The sequence below is a fragment of the Bacillus sp. E214 genome (assembly GCF_008087365.1).
Taxonomy (GTDB): Bacteria; Bacillota; Bacilli; order Bacillales; family Pradoshiaceae; genus Pradoshia.
Genome location: NZ_VENN01000001.1, coordinates 1,696,468 through 1,718,244, shown reverse-complemented (window position 1 = coordinate 1,718,244; position 21,777 = coordinate 1,696,468). Strand labels below are relative to the sequence as shown.

Genomic DNA, 21,777 nt, shown 5'->3' with positions numbered 1-21,777 from the left:
TCTTAATTAAAGGTACTATTCCCCTGTGTAAGTAAACTAAACCTGTCATCTGGAATATTTTATAAAAAACGGCTGCTCTGATACTATAAGGGTAGCTCCGATAGAAAGGAAGATGTTTAAGTGAGCATGAATTTTAATTTATTTATGAACGACGTGGTTCGCCAGGCTCGTCAGGAAATACAAAATGCAGGTTACAAAGAATTAACAACTGCAGAAGAAGTAGATGAGACTCTAAGCAAAAAGGGAACAACGCTTGTTATGGTTAACTCTGTTTGTGGATGTGCAGGTGGTATTGCTCGTCCTGCTGCTTATCATGCAGTGAATTATGATAAAAGACCAGACCAATTGGTAACGGTCTTTGCCGGTCAGGATAAAGAAGCTACTGCCAGAGCAAGAGAATACTTTACGGGCTATCCGCCTTCCTCTCCATCATTCGCTCTTTTAAAAGATGGAAAAATCATTAAAATGGTTGAGCGTCATGAGATTGAAGGGCATGAACCTGTAGAAGTAATTGAAAATCTGCAAAAAATGTTTGATGAATATTGTGAAGAAGTCTAATTGATCTTACCTCAGGTGAAAAGAGGAAAATAAGCTCAAAAAAGATAAGAATGAAAATGTCTAAATATAATAAAATTCTGTATATAATTTTATTATAATGTTATGGGAGAAGTATCATTTTTTGATACTTCTTTTTTAGTTTAACGCGTGAAAACTCAAGAAAAATTAATTATATATACATAATAATTAAATATTTTGCAAAACAGATTTTATGTGTTAAAATACATTTTGTTGCATATATATAATATTTATTAAATCTTAAAATATAGTTTGATAGTTTAATTGTGTAAGGAAATGAAAACTATCATCATGAAAAACACATTATAGTGGGGGTAAAGGACAATGAAAAAATGGTTGCTTAGTTTATTGACAGCAGTATTAGCAGTTTCGGTATTAACGGCTTGTGGAAGTTCTGACGAGTCAGGAAATGGTTCTGAAGATGAAAAAGTTTTAAAAATGGCTACATCGGCTGATTATAAACCATTCGAATACATTGATACAGCGAAAAGTGATGAAATTATCGGATTTGATGTAGATTTGGCAAAAGCGATTGCTGGGAAACTTGGTTATAAAGTAGAAGTTGTCGATATGGATTTTGGCGGTTTAGTAACGGCTGTGAAAAATGGACAAGCTGATTTTGTTATGGCTGGGATGACTCCAACTGAGGAGCGTGAAAAGAATGTGGATTTCTCTGATATTTATTACACAGCGAACCATATGATTGTCACTTCAAAAGATAACAAAATCGAATCAGTTAAAGATCTGGAAAATAAAACTGTCGGGGTACAAATGGGTTCTATTCAAGAAGAAAAAGCTCAGGAATTAGCTAAAATAACAAAAATGACAGTTGAAAACCGTGACAAAATTCCTGAATTGGTACAGGAAATAAAATCTGAACGTTTTGATGCGGCTATTATTGAAGATTTAGTGGCACAAGGGTATCTTGATAAGAATGAAGATTTAACAGGATTCCTTCTTGAAGGAGATGCAGAAGAAGTTGGATCTGCCATTGCTTTCAAAAAAGGCAGTGAATTGCGCGATCAATTTAATGAAGAGTTGAAAAAGATGAAAGAAAATGGTGAACTTGAAGAGTTAGTTCTAAAATGGTTTGGCGGAGACGCTGAATAATAATTTCAGAAAGGGAGAACCCCTTTCTGAAATTTTCTTTTTATTAACAGTGATAGGAGAAAGTACATGAATCTTGATTTTACAGATATTATCCCTTCCATGCCCTATATACTGGAAGGTGTATATACGACATTGCAAATAGCAGCATTGGCTGCATTGTTTGGTTTCTTGCTTGGAACCATTATAGCTTTATGCAAAATCACTACAATTAAGCCGCTCATTTGGTTATCAGATTTTTATACATCTATATTTAGGGGTACTCCATTAGTTCTTCAATTAATGATTATTTATTTTGCTTCACCGCAATTATTTGGTTTTCAAATTGAAGGGTATTGGGCAGCAGTTCTAGCGTTTTCTCTAAACTCGGCTGCATATATTTCCGAAATTATCCGTGGGGGAGTTCTTGCGGTAGATAAGGGTCAAAGGGAAGCAGCCATGGCACTTGGTGTTCCATACAGCAGCATGATGGCCAATATCATCCTTCCGCAGGCATATAAAAATATTTTACCTGCCTTAATGAATGAATTCATCACGCTTACAAAGGAATCTGCGATCGTTACAACTATTGGGGTAATGGATATCATGAGACGCGCATACCAAGTTGGGGGACAAACCTTCCAATATTTAGAGCCGCTTCTGTTTGCAGGTTTAATCTATTACGTATTAGTTATGATTTTAACGCTAATCGGAAAAATGCTTGAAAAGAGGTTGCAGCACTGATGATAAAAGTAAAAGAGCTATATAAAAGCTATGGAAAGCTGGAAGTTTTAAAGGGGATTTCCACAGAGATAAAAGAAGGAGAAGTGATTGCTGTAATTGGACCATCCGGTTCCGGTAAATCAACATTTCTTCGTTGTATGAACCTAATGGAAAAACCAACTGGCGGACAGATTTGGATAAAGGGTGAGGAGATTACTGCACCGAAAACAGATGTGTTAGCGATGCGTCAGAATGTAGGAATGGTATTCCAGCACTTTTATCTGTTTCCTCATAAGACGGTTTTAGAAAACATCATGTACGCACCAATGAAAGTCCGCAAAGTCAAGAAAGAGCAAGCCAAAAAGGAAGCAATGGAACTATTGGCAAAAGTAGGAATGGAAGATAAAGCGAATGTGTATCCTGAACGCCTCTCCGGCGGTCAAAAACAAAGGGTAGCCATAGCGCGAGCGTTAGCCATGAAGCCTGAAATTATGCTATTTGATGAACCTACATCAGCACTTGACCCTGAGATGGTGAAAGAAGTACTTGAAGTTATGAAATCACTGGCAACTTCAGGAATGACAATGGCGATTGTGACGCATGAAATGGGATTTGCTAAGGAAGTAGCCGATCGAGTTTTATTTTTAGATGGAGGAGTGATTGTGGAGGATGCCCCTCCGGCAGAGTTTTTCTCGAATCCTAAATCTGAACGTGCTAAAGACTTCTTGCAAAAGGTACTCTAAAAAGTTTATGCTATTAGTAAAAAGATGGTCTGATTTCAGAGCGTCTTTTTTGCATTAAATTGCATGAGAGGGACTACATAAACTATGTTTAAAATCGGATATCGAACCGTTAAAACGGCTATAGGGACTCCAATTGCTATATACATAGCCCAAATAATTGGGCTTCAGAGTTTTGCCTCTGCTGGAATCATTACTATATTGTGTATTCAAAGAACAAAAAAGCGATCGTTCAGGGCTGCCGGTGAGCGTTTCTTTGCCTGTTCATTGGCCATGCTTTATTCCTTTGCATTTTTTGAACTTCTCGGATATACACCTCCTGTCATTGGATTAATGCTGTTGTTTTTTATTCCGACAACTGTTGCATTAAATATTTCTGGCGGTATTGTGACAAGCAGTGTAATTATTTTGCACTTATACGCTTCTAATTCGATTACATTGTCAAGCTTACTTAATGAATTTTTACTAGTTGTCATTGGGATTACAGTTGCCTTTCTGGTTAACTTTTATATGCCGAACATGGAGCGGGAGCTAAAAAAATACCGAATGGATATTGAAAAGCTCTATAGTATTATTTTTAAGGAATTAAGTAATTATTTGGTGACAGGGAACAGTGCCTGGAGCGGTAAAGAGATTATAGATGCAGAAAATTTAATTCGAAAAGCGGTTTACTATGCAGCTTTGGAGGAAGAAAATCATAAAATAGTCGATGATGCCTCGTACTATCACTATTTTAAACTCCGTGAAAAACAGTTGAGTATCTTAAAGAGAATACTGCCTTTAGTTGCTAAGATGGATTTATCGGGTGATGAGGTCAGTCATGAACTTGGTGAATACATTGGATTTTTAAGTGATAATGTTCATCATCATAATACCGCTAATGAATACATCGAGATGCTTGAGAAGTTAGTGAAGGAAGTAAAAAAGAAAGAAATTCCAACATCCTTCGATGATTTTGAGAAACGGGCCGCACTTTTCCAGCTGATCAAAGAATTGAAAGACTATCTAATAATCAAAAGTACAGTGAAACCACTGCCAAATTCTAAAGAAAAGAAATGAATGAAAACACAGTTCAGAGCCCATCCTAAACAAAAAAAGGATGGGTGTTTTTTATGAAATGGATGTCACTCTGGTTATTACTGCAAGTAATGTCTCCAATATGGCCTTTAGGACCCAACCCAATTCCCGGGGATCCGTTTATCGTGATTAATAAACAAACCAATCAGCTAGTATTTTATGTTGATAATCAGGAAAGATATCAATTTTCGATTGCTACTGGAAAGAATGATGAAGATACACCAGAGGGTCTATTTACGATTATTACAAAATTCGAGGATCCTGAATACTCCAGAAAGTCGATTCCCGGTAATGATGAAAGAAACCCACTCGGCTCTAGATGGATGGGGTTTGATGCACGTAAAACGAATGGTAGAAATTACGGGATTCATGGAACGAATCAGGAGGATTCGATTGGAAAAAAGGTGTCTGCTGGATGTATCCGGATGAAAAATCAAGAAGTCCAGGTACTGTTTGAATTAGTTCCGCTTGGTACAAAGGTGTACATCTATGATAATTCAGAGCCTGCTTCTTTTTATGCGAGACTATTTCATGCCATAAACGAAAAAACCTCATCTGACTCTCCGTGAAGAGAAAAAGATGAGGTTTATTTTTTATAGGAAAGCTGACAAACCGGATAATAAGGTCACCGCGACCATCGTAAAAATCATAATATAAACGATTATCTTCTGTGTACGCTTTTTAGACATAGAGCTACACTCCTTTTACATTCTTCTATTTGATACTACTATGTTTAGCAAAACTCCTCAAGTCTAAAAAAATTTCATTCACTATTTGAGCAAAATATCTTTATAGAATTTTAAGAATGCTCTATTATTTAAGGTAGGAAAATAAAGGGGGATTTGTATGCAAAAGGGAATTGACCATATCGGCATTGCTGTTCGTTCCATTTCGAAAGCGCTTCCTTTATATGAGGGGATTTTTGGTATGGTAAATGAAGGGGAAGAAATAGTCGAGAGCCAGGGAGTTAGGGTAGCTTTTTTATCCACTGGTAATACACGAATAGAGTTATTGGAGCCCTTGAATGAATCAAGTGCTGTTGCAAAATTTATTGCAAAAAGAGGGGAAGGCATACACCATATTGCGCTTGAAGTGAGTGATATTAAAGAAAGAATTAAAGAAATAAAGGATAATGGCATTCAATTGATTGATGAAGAACCCAGACCCGGAGCACATCATACACAAGTAGCTTTTATACATCCTAAGTCGGTACAGGGAGTTTTAGTAGAGGTTCTAGAGAAACCGGAACGGGAGGAATAAAATAGTGGATATGTATGAAAGAATAACCGAACTGTATGATAGAAAAAATGATATCGAGCTTGGTGGCGGATGGGATAAGATTGAAAAACAACACGAAAAAGGAAAATTGACAGCTAGAGAGAGAATCGATATTTTGATGGATGATAATAGCTTTGTTGAACTGAATGCTTTTGTTGAACATCGCAACAGAGACTTTGGTTTGGATCAAATAAAAGGGCCTGGCGATGGGGTTGTAACCGGCTATGGCAAAATTGATGGAAGGCCAGTTTATATTTTTTCTCAGGATTTTACCGTATTTGGCGGAGCGTTGGGTGAGATGCATGCCAAGAAAATATCATCCATTATGGATTTGGCTGCTAAAAACGGAGCTCCAATAATAGGATTAAATGATTCCGGCGGAGCGAGAATTCAGGAGGGTGTCACCTCGCTGGATGGATATGGCCAGGTTTTTTACCGCAATGTTATCTACTCGGGCGTTGTACCGCAAATATCAGTTATCATGGGCCCATGTGCAGGTGGTGCCGTATATTCTCCAGCCATTACGGATTTCGTTTTTATGGTGGATCAAACAAGCCAAATGTTTATCACCGGTCCAAAAGTGATAGAAACCGTGACCGGAGAAAAAATTAGTTCAGAAGATTTAGGTGGAGCGAAAGTCCATAATTCTATTAGTGGAAATGCACATTTTGAAGGAAAAACTGAGGAAGAAACATTACGTTTGGTAAGGAAATTGCTTTCCTATCTGCCTTTAAATAATGAAGAAAAACCACCAGTAAGTGAATGGACTGAGCAAAATGATTATTGTCCTGATATTGCTGAATTAGTACCTTATGACGGTATCCGTCCTTATGATGTAAGAAAGGTTGTAAATGCAGTAGTCGATCAGGATTCCTTCTTTGAAATTCAAGAGAGTTTTGCTCGAAACCTAGTGATTGGTTTAGCTAGAATTAAAGGTGAGACAGTCGGTTTGGTATGTAATCAACCGAAATATATGGCGGGAGGACTCGATATCAATTCTTCTGATAAGGCGGCAAGATTTATCCGTTTCTGTGATTCATTTAATATCCCGATTATTACATTTGAGGATGTAACTGGATTTTTTCCAGGAATTAAACAGGAGCATGGAGGAATTATTCGGCATGGTGCAAAAATTTTGTATGCTTATTCGGAAGCAACCGTTCCAAAATTAACGGTGATTTTAAGAAAAGCATATGGGGGAGCATATGTAGCCTTAAACAGTAAATCGATTGGGGCTGATCTTGTCTATGCTTGGCCGAATGCTGAAATCGCTGTAATGGGGCCACAGGGTGCAGCTAATATCATTTTTGCTAAAGAAATTAACAATAGCTCTGATCCTGAAGCTGTACGCCAACAAAAAATTGAAGAATACCGCGTAAAATTTGCCAATCCATATATAGCGGCAAGTCAAGGGATGGTCGATGATGTTATCGATCCAAGAGAAACCCGAATTAAATTGGCACAGGCCTTAGAGATGCTTCGAACAAAAAAAGAATCAAGGCCGTCAAAAAAACATGGAAATATTCCGCTTTAATCTATTGAAGAGTCCTATAAAGGGCTCTTTTCTTGTAATCTATTTTTTTAATAAGGATTAATTGTATCTGATTATTAAACAGCTCAATAAAAGACTTGTAATTCCTAAATGATACTAACCGTACACCACATTCCCTGAAAAAGAGAATGGCTCAAAATTATTATTTGCAAAGGGAAAAACTGTCTGCCATATGTCAAGTGCCTGCTCTTTTCTTATGACAAAAACATCGGTATACTTATAAAGTAACTTATTCCTGATAGGAGGAAGACAATTGATTAATGAAGAGAGATTATTACAAGAATTCTTAGAATTAGTACAAATTGATTCTGAAACAAAAAATGAAGGACAAATAGCAAAAATCTTAAAAGATAAATTCAGTCTTCTCGGAGTAGACGTTTACGAGGACAATGCAAAGGAACTTACTGGCTTTGGAGCAGGCAACTTAATCTGTACGCTGCCTGGCACTAAAGAAGGTGTTGATACGATTTATTTTACATCCCATATGGATACGGTTGTTCCTGGTAACGGTGTCAAACCTTCCATTAAAGATGGTTATGTAGTAACTGATGGTACAACTATTCTTGGGGCAGATGATAAAACTGGTCTTTCCGTAATGCTGGAAGTTATCCGTGTATTAAAAGAAAACAATATTGAGCATGGCCCAATCCAATTCATCATCACAGTTGGTGAAGAATCCGGCTTAGTTGGTGCAAAGGTATTGGATCGTTCTCTTATTAAAGCTACATATGGTTTTGCATTGGATAGTGATGAAGCGGTTGGTAACATTATTGTTGCAGCACCGACACAAGCTAAAGTACAGGCTGTTATTAAAGGTAAAACAGCGCATGCAGGAGTTGCGCCGGAAAAAGGTGTTTCTGCAATTACGATTGCGGCTAAAGCTATTGCCAAAATGCCGCTTGGACGAATTGACGAAGAAACAACTGCTAATATCGGTCGCTTTGAGGGTGGTACTCAAACAAATATCGTTTGTGATCACGTAGAAATTCTGGCGGAGGCGCGCTCCCTAATCCCTGAGAAAATGGAAGCTCAGGTTGCGAAAATGAAAGATGCCTTTGAAACAACAGCTGCAGAAATGGGCGGTTCTGCTGAAGTAGAAGTAACGGTTATGTATCCTGGTTTTAAATATGATCATGGTGATCATGTAGTGGAAGTTGCTAAAAAAGCAGCCGTTAAAATCGGACGTGAACCAAAACTTCAGCACAGCGGAGGAGGCAGTGATGCAAATGTCATTGCTGGACATGGCATTCCTACAGTTAATCTTGCGGTAGGATATGAGGATATCCATACTACAAGTGAAAAAATGCCAATTGCTGAGCTTAATAAGCTTGGTGAAATGGTACTTGCAATTATTGAAGAAGTAGCAAATCCATCTAAATAATAGTGTTCGTTCAAGGTGCCACTGGATTATTCCGGTGGCCATTTTACATAAAATTGTTTAGTGCCGGATAAACAGTGAATATAAGGGAATAAGAGGGTTTAAGAGATGGAACAACGTCAAGTAAAAAAAGGCGGAAGAGTCATTTTACATGTGGATATGAATAGCTTCTACGCCTCAGTTGAAATGGCACATAATCCTGAATTGAAAGGCAAGCCATTGGCAATTGCCGGGAATGCAAAAGAAAGAAGAGGGATTATCGTGACATGCAGCTATGCAGCGCGTAAACATGGAGTGAAAACGACCATGCCTATTTGGCAGGCGCAGAAGCTTTGTCCCGGCCTTATCCTGATGGAACCTAATTTTGACCGGTACCGTGCTGCCTCGCAAGGTATTTTTGATTTGTTGCGGATGTATACACCGCTTGTAGAACCAGTTTCGATAGATGAAGGGTATTTGGATATTACCGATTATTGCGGAGATAATTCACCAGTTGAAATAGCCCAGACCATTCAAAAAAGGATTATGGAAACGATGGATTTACCTTGCAGTATAGGTATAGCTCCAAATAAGTTTTTGGCGAAAACGGCTTCAGATATGAAAAAACCAATGGGAATTACGATTCTTAGAAAGCGTGAAGTTCAGGCTAAACTTTGGCATCTGCCGGTTGGAGAGATGCATGGAGTGGGCCAGAAAACAGCTGAAAAACTGTCATCAATAAACATTAAAACAATTGGTGATTTGGCTAATGCACATGAGGTTTCGCTTAAAAAGCTGCTTGGAATTAATGGGGTTCGATTAAGAGAAAGAGCTAATGGCATTGACAGACGTGTGGTAGATCCTGAGTCGATATATGATTTTAAAAGTGTCGGGAATTCAACCACATTACCAAGAGATGTAACAAACCAGCAGGAATTGTTCGAAGTCCTTCATCGTTTGAGTGAAAAAGTTTCTGCTCGGTTAAAGAAAAAGGAACTACTGACTATAAAAGTTCAAATCATGATTCGTTATAAGGATCGAAAAACAGTAACACGAGGTAAAACCCTTCAAAATCCTATTCATAAGGCTGAAGATCTATATAGCCATGCACGAGATCTTTTTTCAAAGCATTGGAATGGAAATCCAGTTAGGCTATTAGGGGTAACAGCAAATGAAGTAGTTGAACAGCAGGAAGCAATTAAGCAATTGGACATTTTTTCTTTTGATCAGGATGAAAAAGAAGTGAAATTGGATACGACTGTGGAAAAGCTAACTAAAAAGTTTGGGGATAAAATTATCCGAAAAGGGATAGAAATAGATAACAATAAAGTGGATGCTAATACCAGTTTTAGCAAGGACTTCTTAAAACGTCCCAAACCTAGGAATGACAAGGGAAACTAATTCGTAGCACTTGCGAAAATAGTGTAAAATTGCTAAAGTTAATACGATTTAATATAGCGAATAAATCAATGAAAGGAATGTTTACAGATGGAAAAACAACAAATCGGTGTAATCGGTCTTGCCGTAATGGGTAAGAATTTAGCATTTAATATTGAAAGCCGTGGATATTCCGTTTCAGTATATAATCGTTCATCCGAAAAAACAGATGCTATGATGAAAGAGGCAGAAGGCAGAAATGTTCATCCTACCTATTCAATCGAAGAATTTGTAAACTCATTGGAAACGCCGCGTAAAATCTTAATCATGGTTAAAGCGGGTGCAGCAACTGATGCAACTATTGCCCAATTAACTCCTTATCTTGATAAAGGGGATATCCTGATTGATGGCGGTAACACGTTCTTTAAAGATACGCAACGCCGTAATGAAGAACTAAGCAAGCAAGGATTCCATTTTATTGGGACAGGTGTATCCGGCGGTGAAGAGGGAGCACTGAAAGGCCCTTCTATTATGCCTGGAGGACAAAAGGAAGCATACGAGCTTGTAGCTCCAATTTTAAAAGCTATTTCCGCTAAAGTTGGCGATGATGCTTGTTGTACATATATTGGGCCGGATGGAGCTGGCCATTATGTGAAAATGGTTCACAATGGAATAGAATACGGAGATATGCAATTGATTTCCGAATCCTATGCTTTATTACGCCATATTCTAGGGCTTAATGCTGATGAACTTCATGGTGTATTCTCAGAATGGAATAAAGGTGAACTTGATAGCTACCTAATCGAAATCACTGCTGACATCTTTACGAAAAAAGATGACGAGACCGGTAAGCCGATGGTAGATGTAATCCTTGATAAAGCAGGCCAAAAAGGAACTGGAAAGTGGACAAGTCAAAGTGCGCTGGATCTTGGTGTTCCACTGCCAATCATTACTGAGTCTGTATTTGCGCGTTTCTTATCTGCGTTGAAAGAAGAACGTGTGGAAGCCTCTAAAGTTTTAACAGGTCCTGAGGTTAAACCATTTGCCGGAGATAAAGCAGCGTTTATCGAATCAATTCGAAAAGCTTTATATTTGAGCAAAATTTGTTCATATGCTCAAGGCTTTGCACAAATGAAAGCTGCATCTGACGAATACAATTGGGATCTTCAGTATGGTGATATTGCGATGATCTTCCGTGGCGGATGTATCATTCGTGCGCAATTCCTTCAAAAGATTAAAGATGCTTATGATCGCAATCCTAACCTTAAGAATCTTCTTTTGGACGATTATTTCAAAGAAATTGCATTAAGCTATCAGGAAGCGTTGCGTGAAGTAATCGTAGCAGCTGTTCAAGCTGGTATTCCGGTACCATGCTTTACAGCAGCATTGTCCTACTATGACAGCTACCGTGCAGAAACATTGCCTGCAAATCTATTACAGGCACAACGTGACTACTTTGGAGCTCACACATACGAGCGTGTAGATAAAGAAGGTATTTTCCATACTGAATGGATGGAATCTAAATAATATCAATAAAGCAGCTTAAAGACCTTGTACTTTAAGCTGCTTTTTTTTTGTATAATCATGGGAATGAAATCCATACTAGTTAATAGATTTTAGTATATCTAGGTGACAGAAAAGTCATAATAGTTTTAGAATTATTTGACACCACTTAAGTGGCTGGCATATACTGTAAACAATAAAAGGTAAAGGAATGATATTGGGACGATGAGAATCTAATCTTGTTTTCTGCGATGTTTTTAAATAAAACAGAAGCCTGAAAATTGGATTAGTGTGCCCATAACACGTTCTTTCATTGAATAGAGTATAAATAAAGGATTCAGCTGCCATAGCTGTATTCATATTTGTATACCTCTGTTGATAAACGATGTTCACACCCCAATAGGCTTCTGTTGGGGTTTTTAGTTGTCAATTTTAAGAGGTGAGAATGAATATGCTAAGTCTGAAGGAAATACAAAAAAGCTATGGTGAAAGAACGATTTTAAAGAATATAAATATGATTATAGAATCTGGGGATAGAATTGGGCTGATTGGCTATAACGGGACAGGGAAAACAACATTAGCCAATATTATGACAGGAGCAATTCAAGCGGATAAAGGGAGTATTAGTTTTGGGAAAGATCATGTCAGTATAGGATATCTGCGGCAGTCAATTGACTATTCAGCCAGTATCTTTCAATCCATGATGGAGTCTGGGGCTGAGGCAGGAATGTTTGAGCTGACGAGTCAGCTTGGATTGGAAGGATCACAGCTATGGAATCAAGAACGTTTGGACCATTTAAGCGGGGGAGAAAGGCTAAAACTTGCACTCGCGCATATTTGGTCAACCAAACCTGATTTATTAATTCTGGATGAACCAACCAATCATTTAGACTTGGATGGGATTCTTTGGCTGGTAGAGGAGCTTGCATCCTATAAAGGTGCGGCAATTATCATCTCCCATGATCGATACTTTCTGGACCAGGCTGTCAGACGTATATACGAAATCGAGGATGGCATGGCGCTTGAGTTTACTGGTAACTACAGTGCTTATAAGAAACAAAAAGAAGAAAACAGAAGAATTCATAAACATCAATATGATCAACAACAGAAAGAAATCAAACGAGTAGAAGCGCAAATGGATCAATTGAAAAATTGGTCAGAAAAGGCACACCGTGATTCAACGAAGCATGGAACAGCCTCTGAAAGAAAGTTAATGGGTAAAAAAGAATATTACCGAGTTAAGGCCAAGAAGATGGATATACAGGTTAAGTCTAAGCAAAAAAGGCTGGAAGCAGAACTTACAAAAAAAAGAATAGAAAAGCCTGCTGATGAAGTAAAGATTGAATTTGATTTTCAGGCAGCGGACAAGCGCGGTAAACGGATAGTGGAGGCAAAAGATTTAAAAAAGCAATATAGGGATCATACAGTTTTCCAAAGTAGTTATTTTTATATAAAACATGGGGAGTCAATTGGTGTCGTTGGTCCTAATGGCGCGGGGAAAACAACGCTAATTCGGATGATTCTAGATCAAGAGCCAATCAGCGGGGGAGAGTTATGGAAAAGTCCGACTCTGAAAATCGGCTATTTAAGTCAGGATGTTGGTGATCTGCCGGTTCATAAGAAACCAATTGAAGCTCTTGGACTTTATGACAGGGATTCGATATTTAGGGCGAAAACGTATTTGGCTAATATCGGAATTACAGCAAGACAAGTAGACGAACCGATTTCCTCTTTATCGATGGGGCAGCGTACAAAAATCAAGCTAGTTCAAATGCTGATGGAAGGCTATGATTTGTTGATACTGGATGAACCGACTAATCATCTTGATTTGCCGAGCAGAGAACAATTGGAGGAGACTCTCTCTACCTTTGCCGGGACCTTGTTAATTATATCGCATGATCAATATTTAATTGAACGTTTGTGTAACAAGCTGCTGGTTATTGATGAAAAGATTATTAACCGCGTTGAAAGCAACAATCGAAAGCCAGTCAGAAAAATAAATGCAATGAATAAGAATATCGAAGAAGAACTTATGGTCGTAGAGACAAAACTAGCTGCAGTCTTAAGTCAATTGAGTTTATTAACACCCGGCGATTCTAAGTACAGTGCATTGGATGAAGAGTTTAAACAATTAATTGAGCAGAAGACTATGCTGAATAGAACCGGAAATTAGCCATTTATCTTAAAGAAGTGCTCTGCAGATATGATTGAAATTATTATGGTGTTCACTATTGGTGAATTTCACGCCCGATAAGTAAGAAGAACCCGCCATCATTTTCTGTGGGCCATCATTTTTTTATAGTATCATTTGCGAGACGTTCCTACTCATGAAGCTATAATTTGATATTAGTAAAAAATAAAAGAACTACAAAGAGACGATCATTTGTATCGACCCAAAATTTAGTTTTTCACTCTAAATTTTAGGAGTCATTACCATTTGGTCGTCTCTTTTATATTTATCATCGTACTTATTTATTTGTTTTTAGATGCCAATTTTCTACCATAATACCAGTATGTCAGCATCCCCAAGATATACGCAATAATATCCCAAGCATCACCGGTACTCGTTTTTATAAATAGAGGAGTTATGACCTCCCAACAGATTCCACAAAATAAACCGGCAACGAGGAAGTGATGGATCTTGGTTAGCTGAAACGAAGTCCAGTTACTTAGAGACAGAACAAAGTTCAGGTATGCTGCAAAGGAGATGCCTCCTAGGTAGTCATTGAAATGACATCGCAGCAGATATCCGAGGACAGGAATTTGTACATCCGCTTTAATTAATTCATTCATTTGAAAAAGGATCAGCGGCACAATGAAAAATAACAAATCCTTCTTTTGTCTCTTATTTAACCGCATATTGAGAAGAGAACCAATGCGACTATGATTGCGAAAACAGTTGACCAGAAACCCATAAGGCAGTCTCCTTTACATGATAAAATTAATTTTCCACAGACTTATATTCTGAAACTCTATAACAACATATGTACACCTATGAATGCTACATAAACCGGATGACCTAGTTCAAAATTATATTCATCCCAAGAGAAAATATGCAGTGTCATCTCAAGGTTTTTTCTAATGCAGGGAATGTATATCCTTCATACTCTGAGATCGTAAGTACACAGTCCGCCAGTTTGCCCGGTGAGATTTCTGTACTCATCGCGTTAATAGCATATCGTCCTCAATGAGAGAAAAAATATCCGCTAACTCTTTATACATGACACCTGACACCTCATCTTTCCTATGTTTATACTACATAAATGCTACAACTATCTAATACCCTATTAACAGCTAAAATAATCCGATTTAATTATACTAGAAAAACAAATTGTTATATTAGAATAAGAGATGCCTTTTTCTTGTATTATAATAACACTGTTAATTTTTGTTAATATTCAGAAGGTGGACTGCGGTTGAGAGACCGTCCACAGACGGTCAACCCATCCTGCAGCCGCAGCTGCTATGATTGTATTATGATACAACCATACAACAAAAAAGAGCCGACCTATACGGTAAGCTCCGGGGAGAGATTAGTGAGGACTCTCATTCTCTGCCTTGTTTCGGTAAAGTATAACGGCATCTAAACAACTGTAACTTGAAGATAATGATACAAACCACTCTTATATAAGATATAATTTATCGAGTTCATGGTAACACCCTCTGGTTTGCCAACATTATCAAGAATGCTTTGTCCAAAATCAAAAGCTTCAGAATACCCTAAACCTGGATCAAGTGCTAATACCGTTGCAGCTACAATCGGCGATACATCAGTCGTTTCTTCAATGAGGAAGGTAATGCCGATTGCAACGCCTTCCGAGTAACCTTGACTAACAGGAACAGATATGTCAGTTCCTTTGGAGAACGAATACATTCCGACCGAACGACTATCGTCTTTTATTCTATAAAAAAGGATATTATCTTCATCATAGAACAATTTATTTTCATCATGTTCCTCTTCTGATTCAAAAGAATATCCATTTATACCGTCAAAAGCATCATCAAATCGATCTGCAAAGGCAGAAGGGTAAATCGATAAATGATTGCCATCAACAAACGAGGTCACATCTTCTGATTCAGTATCCAAAACAGTTTCACACCTTGTGCAAGATACTTCTCTGACACTAACTGCCTCGTCATAATCTATATCCCACTCGCTCCAGGCTCCGCGTTCATGACCCAATGCTTCACCTTCAATCTTTTCGCATATAGTGCAGATTTTAGGTTCTGTACATGTGGCATCAGAATAATCATGAGTGTGAAAAAGCTGTGTTATTCTGCACGCGGATAGACAAAACAGCATACATGCAATAAATAACAATGAAATTATTTTTTTTGCCATTTCTCTTCCTCCAAAAAAAAAAATTAAGCATGTTATAGATAATATTATATTAGAATATTATGAAAATATATAGATAAATGGTTATTTTTTAGATATGTAAAGATTTACAAAGAGAGTTTACTTTGTTGTAAGAATAAGGATTCATTAATAATTTATAATCATCCTCTTCTTTTTTATATTCTATATAACTTAATTAAAGAGATAATAATCAGTGGAAAAATATCGGAGAAATATTTAACTATGGTCTTGTTGTGGGTTTTATTTTTAGCTGGGTATTTTATCTAAAAAAGAGAATAGTAAATAAAAACTATTTCCTTTCCTTATATGAAGGTGGGTATGTTTATGATCGAGAAGCTCGAGGGTTACCCTTCAGTGCAAATTATTATGATATATCAAGAATCTTTTGAAATTAAAAAAAGTATCATGTATAGTTTAATTGTAATAGAAAGATACATAATGCTAAACAAAAGTTGATAAGGCAGAGGAAATGTTGGAGTTTTTAACAAGTCAAGATTGGTATCTGAACGATGAATCTCTTAAAAGTTACTTTTCAGATTTGATATATTGGAATATCAAATGCTGTGTTTCTATAAATAAAACTGGAACTTTAATCTATCATAACAGTAAGTTATAGAATTCATCGCCCTGATTTATGATCCATACATGAATCTGCCAATTAATTTAACGATGATTAGGAGGATGAACAATGGGAAGATTGCAAGACCAAGTAGCCATTATTACAGGTGGAGCGAATGGTATTGGTAAATCAATTGCGACACGCTATGCGGAAGAAGGGGCAAAGCTGGTAATTGCCGATTTCAATGAAGAAGCATTGCAGGCTACTGTCAATGAATTTAAATCGCAAGATGTTGAGATAATGGGTGTAAAAGTAAATGTGGCAGTTGAAGAAGATGTTCAAAAAATGGTAGAAGAAACCGTAGCCACATTTGGCCGCGTAGATATTTTAGTTAACTGTGCAGGTGTATTAGATAAAATGCAGGCCGCTCATAATGTAGAAGATTCAGTTTGGAGCCGCGTAATGGATATTAATGTTGGCGGTGTAATGCGCGGTACACGTAAAGTATTGCCATACTTCCAGGCTCAGGGCAGCGGCGTGATCGTGAATCTTTCCTCCATTGCAGGTTTAACTGGTGGACGTGGCGGATTTACGTATACTGCGGCTAAACATGCAGTTACGGGCATGACTAAAAATATTGCTTCTCATTATGGCCCGCAAGGTATTCGTTGCAATGGAATCGCACCGGCACAAGTTGAGACTGGGTTAACCAGTTCGGTGGATGGTATGGATATGGAAGGATTACAATATGCAACGCGTGGTGTTAGTTTAATGCCTCGTGCTGCTAAGCCGCAAGAAATCGCAGACATTGCCTTGTTCTTGGCAAGTAATGAATCTTCCTATATCAATGGTGTCGTATTGGCAGCTGACGCAGGCTGGTCTGCTTACTAATCAGATTCAAAAAATGAATGGGTATGAAAAAGAGGCTGGGATATAAGTATTTCAGTCAATGATAAATCCGACCTATTAGGTGATATTTCAATAAATATTTCACCTAATAGGTCGGATTTTTATTTGTTTTCAATAGATTGGTTACTTCTGTATACCATTATTAAACTTAGTGGAATGGAGCGGAAGCCACCGACTCCTGCGGGAAATAACGGAGGCTAAAGCCTTCCTCCCCACGGAAAGCGAGTGGCGTAAGCGCGCAATGGAACGGACTTTTTTCCAAATTGGCTCTTTAATAAACAACAAAGTCGATAAATTAGATATCGTTCGTTTTTTCAGGATCGTTTATAAGTTATGTCCCATCCTCTATTATACTTTTGCATTCCTATAAATCATAAGAAAACAAGGGAACCAAATGGATTCCCTTGTTTATGCTTATTACTATGAGTCTTGAACTAACAACTAGCATAAAATAAGAAATCTTAAACTAATTGTACCTCATCACCTATCCGGATTTTTCCGGTTTTAAGAACGGAGGCATATACACCGAAACAATTCTGACGAGTTCTATTAATAAATTTTAATAGAGAAGGATCCTTTTCGCTGTTTTCGGGATTAATGGTAATAATCATGCATCTTTCACAATGTCGGTTAACTTGTATTTCAACCGATTCACCAATCAAAAGACGTCTTCCGAACCAGGTATCTTCTATATATGGTTGCTTTTCAGTTAGATCGAGGACCAAGTTAGGGCGAAACCGTTTATAGTCTATCAGACTTCCATACTGCTTTTTTAATTCTAGAAGAGAAGCATCTGTTACGAGCAATAAATGTTCCACCTCAATTGCGCCTAGTGGCACATCATTCGGGGTGAATTGTACAGGAGTAATACTCCTGTTTGCTGCCGTTTCTAGGTCCTTAATCAATCCAGGGTGATTCCACGTTACTCTTTTTCCTGATGGCGTGACTACTTCGATGGGTGGATAGGTATCCAAGCTGTCAGGACCCATAAAGGATGCTTGGTAACTTGCCATGATTGGAGCCTGAGTGATGGTCAGAAATTTATTTGTACGGCTATTGTCTATATAAGCATGACTGCGATCCCCATAAAGACCATAGGGCATTACATTAGATTCCTGAACATGTTCACCTGTAAAGGATTTAACAGGGTGGCGCATAATTGCTTTCACGTGCCCGATTAACATAGCAACCCGCCTTTATTTATATTTCTTTTTGAACTTCTCGATACTGGTATTTGAACCAATCAGTAAAAAGTCGTCTCCTTCTTGTAATTTGAGATCCGCAAAATGCGATAATATTGGCTGTCCATTACGAAGGACTAAGGACACCGTAATATCGAATTTTCTTGAAAAATTCAATTCGTTCAATGACTTTCCATGCATCGTTTCAGGTACTTGCATTTCAATTGCAGAAATATCCTTCGTGATTTCAATATATTCAATGACACCTGTTAATAATTCCTGACGTGCCACTTTCCGACCAGCTTCTTCCTCTGGAAGGATAATACGATCGGCACCAAGGCTTTTTAAAATTTCCCCGATTTCTCGATTGTTAGCCTTGGCGATGATTTTTTTTGCTTTTCTTTCTTTCAGTTTTTTTGTAATTAAAATGGCCGAAAAGGCATCAGAGCCAATTGCAACAAAGACCGCATTGAATTGATCGATTTTCAGTTCATCGAGTACAAGCGGATCACGAAAGTCACCGACAATCGCATGAGTCGAATATTCATCTAAGGACTCGAGATTTTTTTCACTGCGATCTGTAACGATTACTTCACAATGTTGTTTGTATAATTCTTTTACGATGCCAGTACCAAATCTTCCTGCTCCAATGACTAGATATGATTTCATGAAAAATGTCCCCTTTTTAGCCTACTGCTAAGTCTTCTTTTAAATATCTTGTTTTAACTTTTTCTACTTTAAAAATAGTATAAATGAAACTGAATACACCTATTCGGCCGATAATCATCAGCATGATTAAAATGGATTTTGAAACAGGTGTTAATTCAGATGTAATTCCAAATGATAAGCCTGTATTTGTCAGGGCAGATAACACCTCAAACATCAATGGCTCCAATGGCTGCGTTTGTAACATGGTTAATAAAATCGTAGAACCAAAAAACAATGCCATAAAAGTAAAGAAAACCATAAAGGATTTATCAACTGCTTCCTGAGCAATGGTTTTTTTATAGATAACAACCTCTTTTTGTGATTTCGCTACAGATAATACCTTTGATAATAGTACTGCAAAGGTGGTCAATCGTATACCGCCTCCTGTACTGGAGGAAGCTCCCCCTATAAACATAAATAGGGTCAAACATAAAAAGGTAGTGATTGTTACTTGTGAGACATCAATCGTTGAAAGCCCACCATTTCTTGCTGTCGCCGAAAAAAACAATGAATTCGATAGTTTTTCCCAAATGGAAAGTCCGCTAAACGTATTATTTGTTTCCAAAAAGAAAAATATAGCCATACCGATAAATAGTAGGAGAAAATGAAGTCTTATATTAATCTTTGTAAACAAACTTTTCTTCCTTCTAAAAGATAAGAAGTACTCTACCAATGTCGGATAGCCAAGACTTCCTAAGAAGATTGTTATAGCCGTTGTTATTAGGAAAAGATGATTATGTTTAAATGAAATCAGGCTATCACCGAATAAATCAAATCCGGAATTAGTGAAGCTTGCTACTGCATGAAAGGCAGACACGAATGCCGCATCCCAAAAATCATCATATCGGGGTCGTATCTCCCCTAATAATATAAAGAAACAAATCGTTTCTACTAATAAGGCAATGACTAAAACCGAAATTCCAAGAGATGTAATGGAACTTAGTTTTGACTGGTTTTGGTCCTTGGATAAAAGAAGCATACTTGATACCGTAATCTTCTTGTCCATCACGACAAACAGGTAACTGATTAATACAACAATCCCGATTCCGCCAAGCTGCATTTCCACCATTAAGATGGATTGTCCCACCCTGGTTAATTCTGTTCCTACGTCTATTGTAGTAAGTCCTGTTACGCTTAAGGCGCTTGTGGACAGAAATAGAGAATCCATTATAGAAAACCCGATGGAATTGGACTGGGGTATCCATAACAAAAAGGCAAATAAAATGATAAAACCTATGTATAGGAAGAATATTTGCCGGAATGAGTGGATTGAAGATTTGCTCTGCTGCATATTTATTTAATCTCCATTTCTTCTTTGTAAAGTTAGTGTATTGATTCATAATATAACCCGTTTGCTGTAAAAGCCAATATCATCGTACTATATCTCATAATAAAACACCAAATAACATTTTTTCGTGTTCACTAAACAGTTTTTTATCCTATCACAATTTATACGAATTTAAAACAGTAAATTAAACTTATAGGATTACGTTTATGACAGAAAATCAACCCGTAAAAAAAAATACTAGTTAACTAGACAAATAGATGGCGATTTTTCTAAAGAACTGAATATAAATAAGTGAGGACTTAATGGGAGGGGAACCATTATGGACAATATCCAAAATTTATATGAGCGTTATAAAAAAGGCGAGAAATTTGCTAAGCCCTTTAGCCAAAAGCAAGTGGGGAAGCTAAGTGCAAAAGATCCAACAGAACTGGCATCCAATAACAAAGTGGTTCAGGATATGCTAAAGAAGTATTCACAACAGTTCCAAAATAATAGACATTTTATATGAGCATCTGTATTAAACTTTGACCTTATTACTATATGAATAAGGGCATTTTTTTTGTAAACAAATAAAACCCCTTTAATTAGGGGTTTTGGCAAAGGGCCATTCTTCTTTTTCAACCATAAGTGCATACTCAATATTTTCAGCTTGATACATTAGGGCATAATGTAAAAATAAGATATTTTGTTTATCAATAACATCAAATTGAGAAGAGTAGCTGGACAATATGGTCACCTTATCAGTTCCGCGATAGTTGAAATGGAAAACAAGTCTGTTTTTCTTTATTTTCACAAGGGGAGCCTCCCAGTTTAACACTTCTGGATCGCCGGTTTCTTTTGAAAGTATGGCATATTCCCGTTCGACTCCGATAAGCTGATGTAAATCCTTGGTTTCGCATTCAAAGGCAATATTATATCGTTGTTTATAACTGATTTTAAAGTCCTCCAAAAAGTAATCAAGTGCGGAAAAATAATTCACCTCCATCGTTTCTTCATCAAGGAATGTGAACAACTTTCCGATGCTTGCATCTGAATACATGGCTGACAGAAGGGTTGCTTTTGAGCTTTGCAATTCTATAAAGGCAACTGCAGCCGTTTCTTTATCCTCCACCTCAAATTCCATTTGAAATAGCTTGAAACGTTTGAGCTGCCTCGTTGTACTAGGAATAATTAAAAATAAAATGATCCAGACTGATAATAAGAAGATTCCCTTCAATATGGTAAGCAGAAAGGTGGAGGAAATCAGTGGTTTAATTACATATTCCGTCCACCATGTAGGAGGAACAGCAGTTGAAATAGGAAGCGGTTTCACATCACCCCATAACAATTGATATAGTGTCCAGCCGATGATGAAGAGCAGCCCGCTATAATAAATAAAAGTCAGTATATCGTTTATTAGGTCTTTGATTGATGAAAGGAACTGTTTGAGGACTTCTGCAATCCGACTCACGAAATAGTCACCTCTTCACATTTTACAGGAAAGACCATAAATGTATATGCGAA

Annotated in this window: 20 protein-coding genes; 14 read left to right on the top strand and 6 right to left on the bottom strand. The window is 37.4% G+C overall.

All coding sequences use genetic code 11. From position 1 onward, the window contains the following. Positions 1 to 120 precede the first annotated feature (120 nt). The 6 genes from FHY47_RS07965 (at position 121) to FHY47_RS07940 (ending at position 4,771) form a co-directional block, all read left to right on the top strand. Positions 121 to 558, top strand: a complete 438-nt coding sequence (locus FHY47_RS07965) for a BrxA/BrxB family bacilliredoxin (protein WP_139892467.1) — start codon at positions 121 to 123, stop codon at positions 556 to 558. 342 nt (positions 559 to 900) lie between these two features. Beyond that, entirely contained in the window at positions 901 to 1,686 is a 786-nt protein-coding gene (locus tag FHY47_RS07960; RefSeq protein ID WP_139892466.1) for a transporter substrate-binding domain-containing protein, read from the top strand. A 66-nt stretch (positions 1,687 to 1,752) separates the two neighbouring features. Then, entirely contained in the window at positions 1,753 to 2,406 is a 654-nt protein-coding gene (locus FHY47_RS07955; RefSeq protein ID WP_148630084.1) for an amino acid ABC transporter permease, read from the top strand. Then, positions 2,406 to 3,128 (top strand): amino acid ABC transporter ATP-binding protein, encoded by a 723-nt coding sequence (locus tag FHY47_RS07950; protein WP_066104869.1) that lies wholly within the window; start codon positions 2,406 to 2,408, stop codon positions 3,126 to 3,128. The genes FHY47_RS07955 and FHY47_RS07950 overlap by 1 nt, the downstream gene beginning before the upstream one ends. Positions 3,129 to 3,212: 84 nt before the next feature. Then, positions 3,213 to 4,184 (top strand): aromatic acid exporter family protein, encoded by a 972-nt coding sequence (locus FHY47_RS07945; protein WP_148630082.1) that lies wholly within the window; start codon positions 3,213 to 3,215, stop codon positions 4,182 to 4,184. A 53-nt stretch (positions 4,185 to 4,237) separates the two neighbouring features. Continuing rightward, positions 4,238 to 4,771 (top strand): L,D-transpeptidase, encoded by a 534-nt coding sequence (locus FHY47_RS07940; RefSeq protein ID WP_066105640.1) that lies wholly within the window; start codon positions 4,238 to 4,240, stop codon positions 4,769 to 4,771. A 24-nt stretch (positions 4,772 to 4,795) separates the two neighbouring features. Here the strand turns inward: FHY47_RS07940 and prli42 are convergent, their stop codons facing one another. Further along, on the bottom strand, positions 4,796 to 4,891 hold the full coding sequence (prli42, locus tag FHY47_RS07935) for a stressosome-associated protein Prli42 (RefSeq protein ID WP_139063836.1): 96 nt from the start codon (positions 4,889 to 4,891) through the stop codon (positions 4,796 to 4,798). Positions 4,892 to 5,048: 157 nt separating this feature from the next. On the opposite strand from prli42, the gene mce reads away from it, so the two are divergent. The 6 genes from mce to abc-f all read left to right on the top strand — a co-directional run bounded on the left by mce (position 5,049) and on the right by abc-f (position 13,442). Continuing rightward, on the top strand, positions 5,049 to 5,462 hold the full coding sequence (gene mce, locus FHY47_RS07930) for a methylmalonyl-CoA epimerase (protein ID WP_066104864.1): 414 nt from the start codon (positions 5,049 to 5,051) through the stop codon (positions 5,460 to 5,462). Between the two features lie 10 nt (positions 5,463 to 5,472). Further along, complete coding sequence (locus FHY47_RS07925) at positions 5,473 to 7,014, top strand: acyl-CoA carboxylase subunit beta (RefSeq protein ID WP_375138418.1); 1,542 nt, start codon at positions 5,473 to 5,475, stop codon at positions 7,012 to 7,014. A gap of 271 nt (positions 7,015 to 7,285) precedes the next feature. Continuing rightward, positions 7,286 to 8,413: a M20/M25/M40 family metallo-hydrolase gene (locus tag FHY47_RS07920; RefSeq protein WP_148630081.1), complete on the top strand. Its 1,128-nt coding sequence runs from the start codon at positions 7,286 to 7,288 to the stop codon at positions 8,411 to 8,413. Between the two features lie 105 nt (positions 8,414 to 8,518). Continuing rightward, entirely contained in the window at positions 8,519 to 9,790 is a 1,272-nt protein-coding gene (locus FHY47_RS07915) for a DNA polymerase IV (RefSeq protein ID WP_148630079.1), read from the top strand. An 87-nt stretch (positions 9,791 to 9,877) separates the two neighbouring features. Continuing rightward, on the top strand, positions 9,878 to 11,293 hold the full coding sequence (gndA, locus tag FHY47_RS07910; RefSeq protein WP_066104849.1) for an NADP-dependent phosphogluconate dehydrogenase: 1,416 nt from the start codon (positions 9,878 to 9,880) through the stop codon (positions 11,291 to 11,293). A 421-nt stretch (positions 11,294 to 11,714) separates the two neighbouring features. Beyond that, positions 11,715 to 13,442, top strand: a complete 1,728-nt coding sequence (gene abc-f / locus FHY47_RS07905) for a ribosomal protection-like ABC-F family protein (RefSeq protein WP_148630078.1) — start codon at positions 11,715 to 11,717, stop codon at positions 13,440 to 13,442. 1,410 nt (positions 13,443 to 14,852) lie between these two features. Here the strand turns inward: abc-f and FHY47_RS07900 are convergent. Next, positions 14,853 to 15,611, bottom strand: a complete 759-nt coding sequence (locus FHY47_RS07900; protein WP_148630076.1) for a hypothetical protein — start codon at positions 15,609 to 15,611, stop codon at positions 14,853 to 14,855. Positions 15,612 to 16,317: 706 nt separating this feature from the next. Between FHY47_RS07900 and FHY47_RS07895 the strand changes: the two genes are divergently transcribed. After that, positions 16,318 to 17,079: a glucose 1-dehydrogenase gene (locus FHY47_RS07895; protein ID WP_140462046.1), complete on the top strand. Its 762-nt coding sequence runs from the start codon at positions 16,318 to 16,320 to the stop codon at positions 17,077 to 17,079. 479 nt (positions 17,080 to 17,558) lie between these two features. Here FHY47_RS07895 and FHY47_RS07890 read toward each other — a convergent pair whose 3' ends face one another. From FHY47_RS07890 to FHY47_RS07880, 3 genes are read right to left on the bottom strand one after another with little or no spacing between them, the layout of a single operon-like run. Then, positions 17,559 to 18,281 (bottom strand): MOSC domain-containing protein, encoded by a 723-nt coding sequence (locus tag FHY47_RS07890; protein WP_066104834.1) that lies wholly within the window; start codon positions 18,279 to 18,281, stop codon positions 17,559 to 17,561. 12 nt (positions 18,282 to 18,293) lie between these two features. Next, a complete protein-coding gene (locus tag FHY47_RS07885) occupies positions 18,294 to 18,947 on the bottom strand; it encodes a potassium channel family protein (RefSeq protein ID WP_066104829.1) in 654 nt (217 codons plus the stop codon). Positions 18,948 to 18,963: 16 nt separating this feature from the next. Beyond that, a complete protein-coding gene (locus FHY47_RS07880) occupies positions 18,964 to 20,277 on the bottom strand; it encodes a TrkH family potassium uptake protein (RefSeq protein WP_066104823.1) in 1,314 nt (437 codons plus the stop codon). Positions 20,278 to 20,593: 316 nt separating this feature from the next. Between FHY47_RS07880 and FHY47_RS07875 the strand changes: the two genes are divergently transcribed. Next, positions 20,594 to 20,782: a hypothetical protein gene (locus tag FHY47_RS07875; protein WP_066104817.1), complete on the top strand. Its 189-nt coding sequence runs from the start codon at positions 20,594 to 20,596 to the stop codon at positions 20,780 to 20,782. Positions 20,783 to 20,854: 72 nt separating this feature from the next. On the opposite strand, the gene FHY47_RS07870 is transcribed toward FHY47_RS07875, so the two are convergent. Beyond that, positions 20,855 to 21,724 (bottom strand): hypothetical protein, encoded by an 870-nt coding sequence (locus tag FHY47_RS07870; RefSeq protein WP_066104814.1) that lies wholly within the window; start codon positions 21,722 to 21,724, stop codon positions 20,855 to 20,857. Between the last annotated feature and the right edge of the window lie 53 nt (positions 21,725 to 21,777).

Excerpts from the sequence above, each read along its gene's own strand:
- FHY47_RS07960 (WP_139892466.1), top strand. The coding sequence starts at position 901 with ATGAAAAAATGGTTGCTTAGTTTATTGACAGCAGTATTAGCAGTTTCG.
- FHY47_RS07955 (WP_148630084.1), top strand. The coding sequence starts at position 1,753 with ATGAATCTTGATTTTACAGATATTATCCCTTCCATGCCCTATATACTG.
- FHY47_RS07950 (WP_066104869.1), top strand. The coding sequence starts at position 2,406 with ATGATAAAAGTAAAAGAGCTATATAAAAGCTATGGAAAGCTGGAAGTT.
- FHY47_RS07945 (WP_148630082.1), top strand. The coding sequence starts at position 3,213 with ATGTTTAAAATCGGATATCGAACCGTTAAAACGGCTATAGGGACTCCA.
- FHY47_RS07940 (WP_066105640.1), top strand. The coding sequence starts at position 4,238 with ATGAAATGGATGTCACTCTGGTTATTACTGCAAGTAATGTCTCCAATA.
- prli42 (WP_139063836.1), bottom strand. The coding sequence starts at position 4,891 with ATGTCTAAAAAGCGTACACAGAAGATAATCGTTTATATTATGATTTTT.
- mce (WP_066104864.1), top strand. The coding sequence starts at position 5,049 with ATGCAAAAGGGAATTGACCATATCGGCATTGCTGTTCGTTCCATTTCG.
- FHY47_RS07925 (WP_375138418.1), top strand. The coding sequence starts at position 5,473 with ATGTATGAAAGAATAACCGAACTGTATGATAGAAAAAATGATATCGAG.
- FHY47_RS07915 (WP_148630079.1), top strand. The coding sequence starts at position 8,519 with ATGGAACAACGTCAAGTAAAAAAAGGCGGAAGAGTCATTTTACATGTG.
- gndA (WP_066104849.1), top strand. The coding sequence starts at position 9,878 with ATGGAAAAACAACAAATCGGTGTAATCGGTCTTGCCGTAATGGGTAAG.
- abc-f (WP_148630078.1), top strand. The coding sequence starts at position 11,715 with ATGAATATGCTAAGTCTGAAGGAAATACAAAAAAGCTATGGTGAAAGA.
- FHY47_RS07900 (WP_148630076.1), bottom strand. The coding sequence starts at position 15,611 with ATGGCAAAAAAAATAATTTCATTGTTATTTATTGCATGTATGCTGTTT.
- FHY47_RS07895 (WP_140462046.1), top strand. The coding sequence starts at position 16,318 with ATGGGAAGATTGCAAGACCAAGTAGCCATTATTACAGGTGGAGCGAAT.
- FHY47_RS07890 (WP_066104834.1), bottom strand. The coding sequence starts at position 18,281 with ATGTTAATCGGGCACGTGAAAGCAATTATGCGCCACCCTGTTAAATCC.
- FHY47_RS07885 (WP_066104829.1), bottom strand. The coding sequence starts at position 18,947 with ATGAAATCATATCTAGTCATTGGAGCAGGAAGATTTGGTACTGGCATC.
- FHY47_RS07880 (WP_066104823.1), bottom strand. The coding sequence starts at position 20,277 with ATGCAGCAGAGCAAATCTTCAATCCACTCATTCCGGCAAATATTCTTC.
- FHY47_RS07875 (WP_066104817.1), top strand. The coding sequence starts at position 20,594 with ATGGACAATATCCAAAATTTATATGAGCGTTATAAAAAAGGCGAGAAA.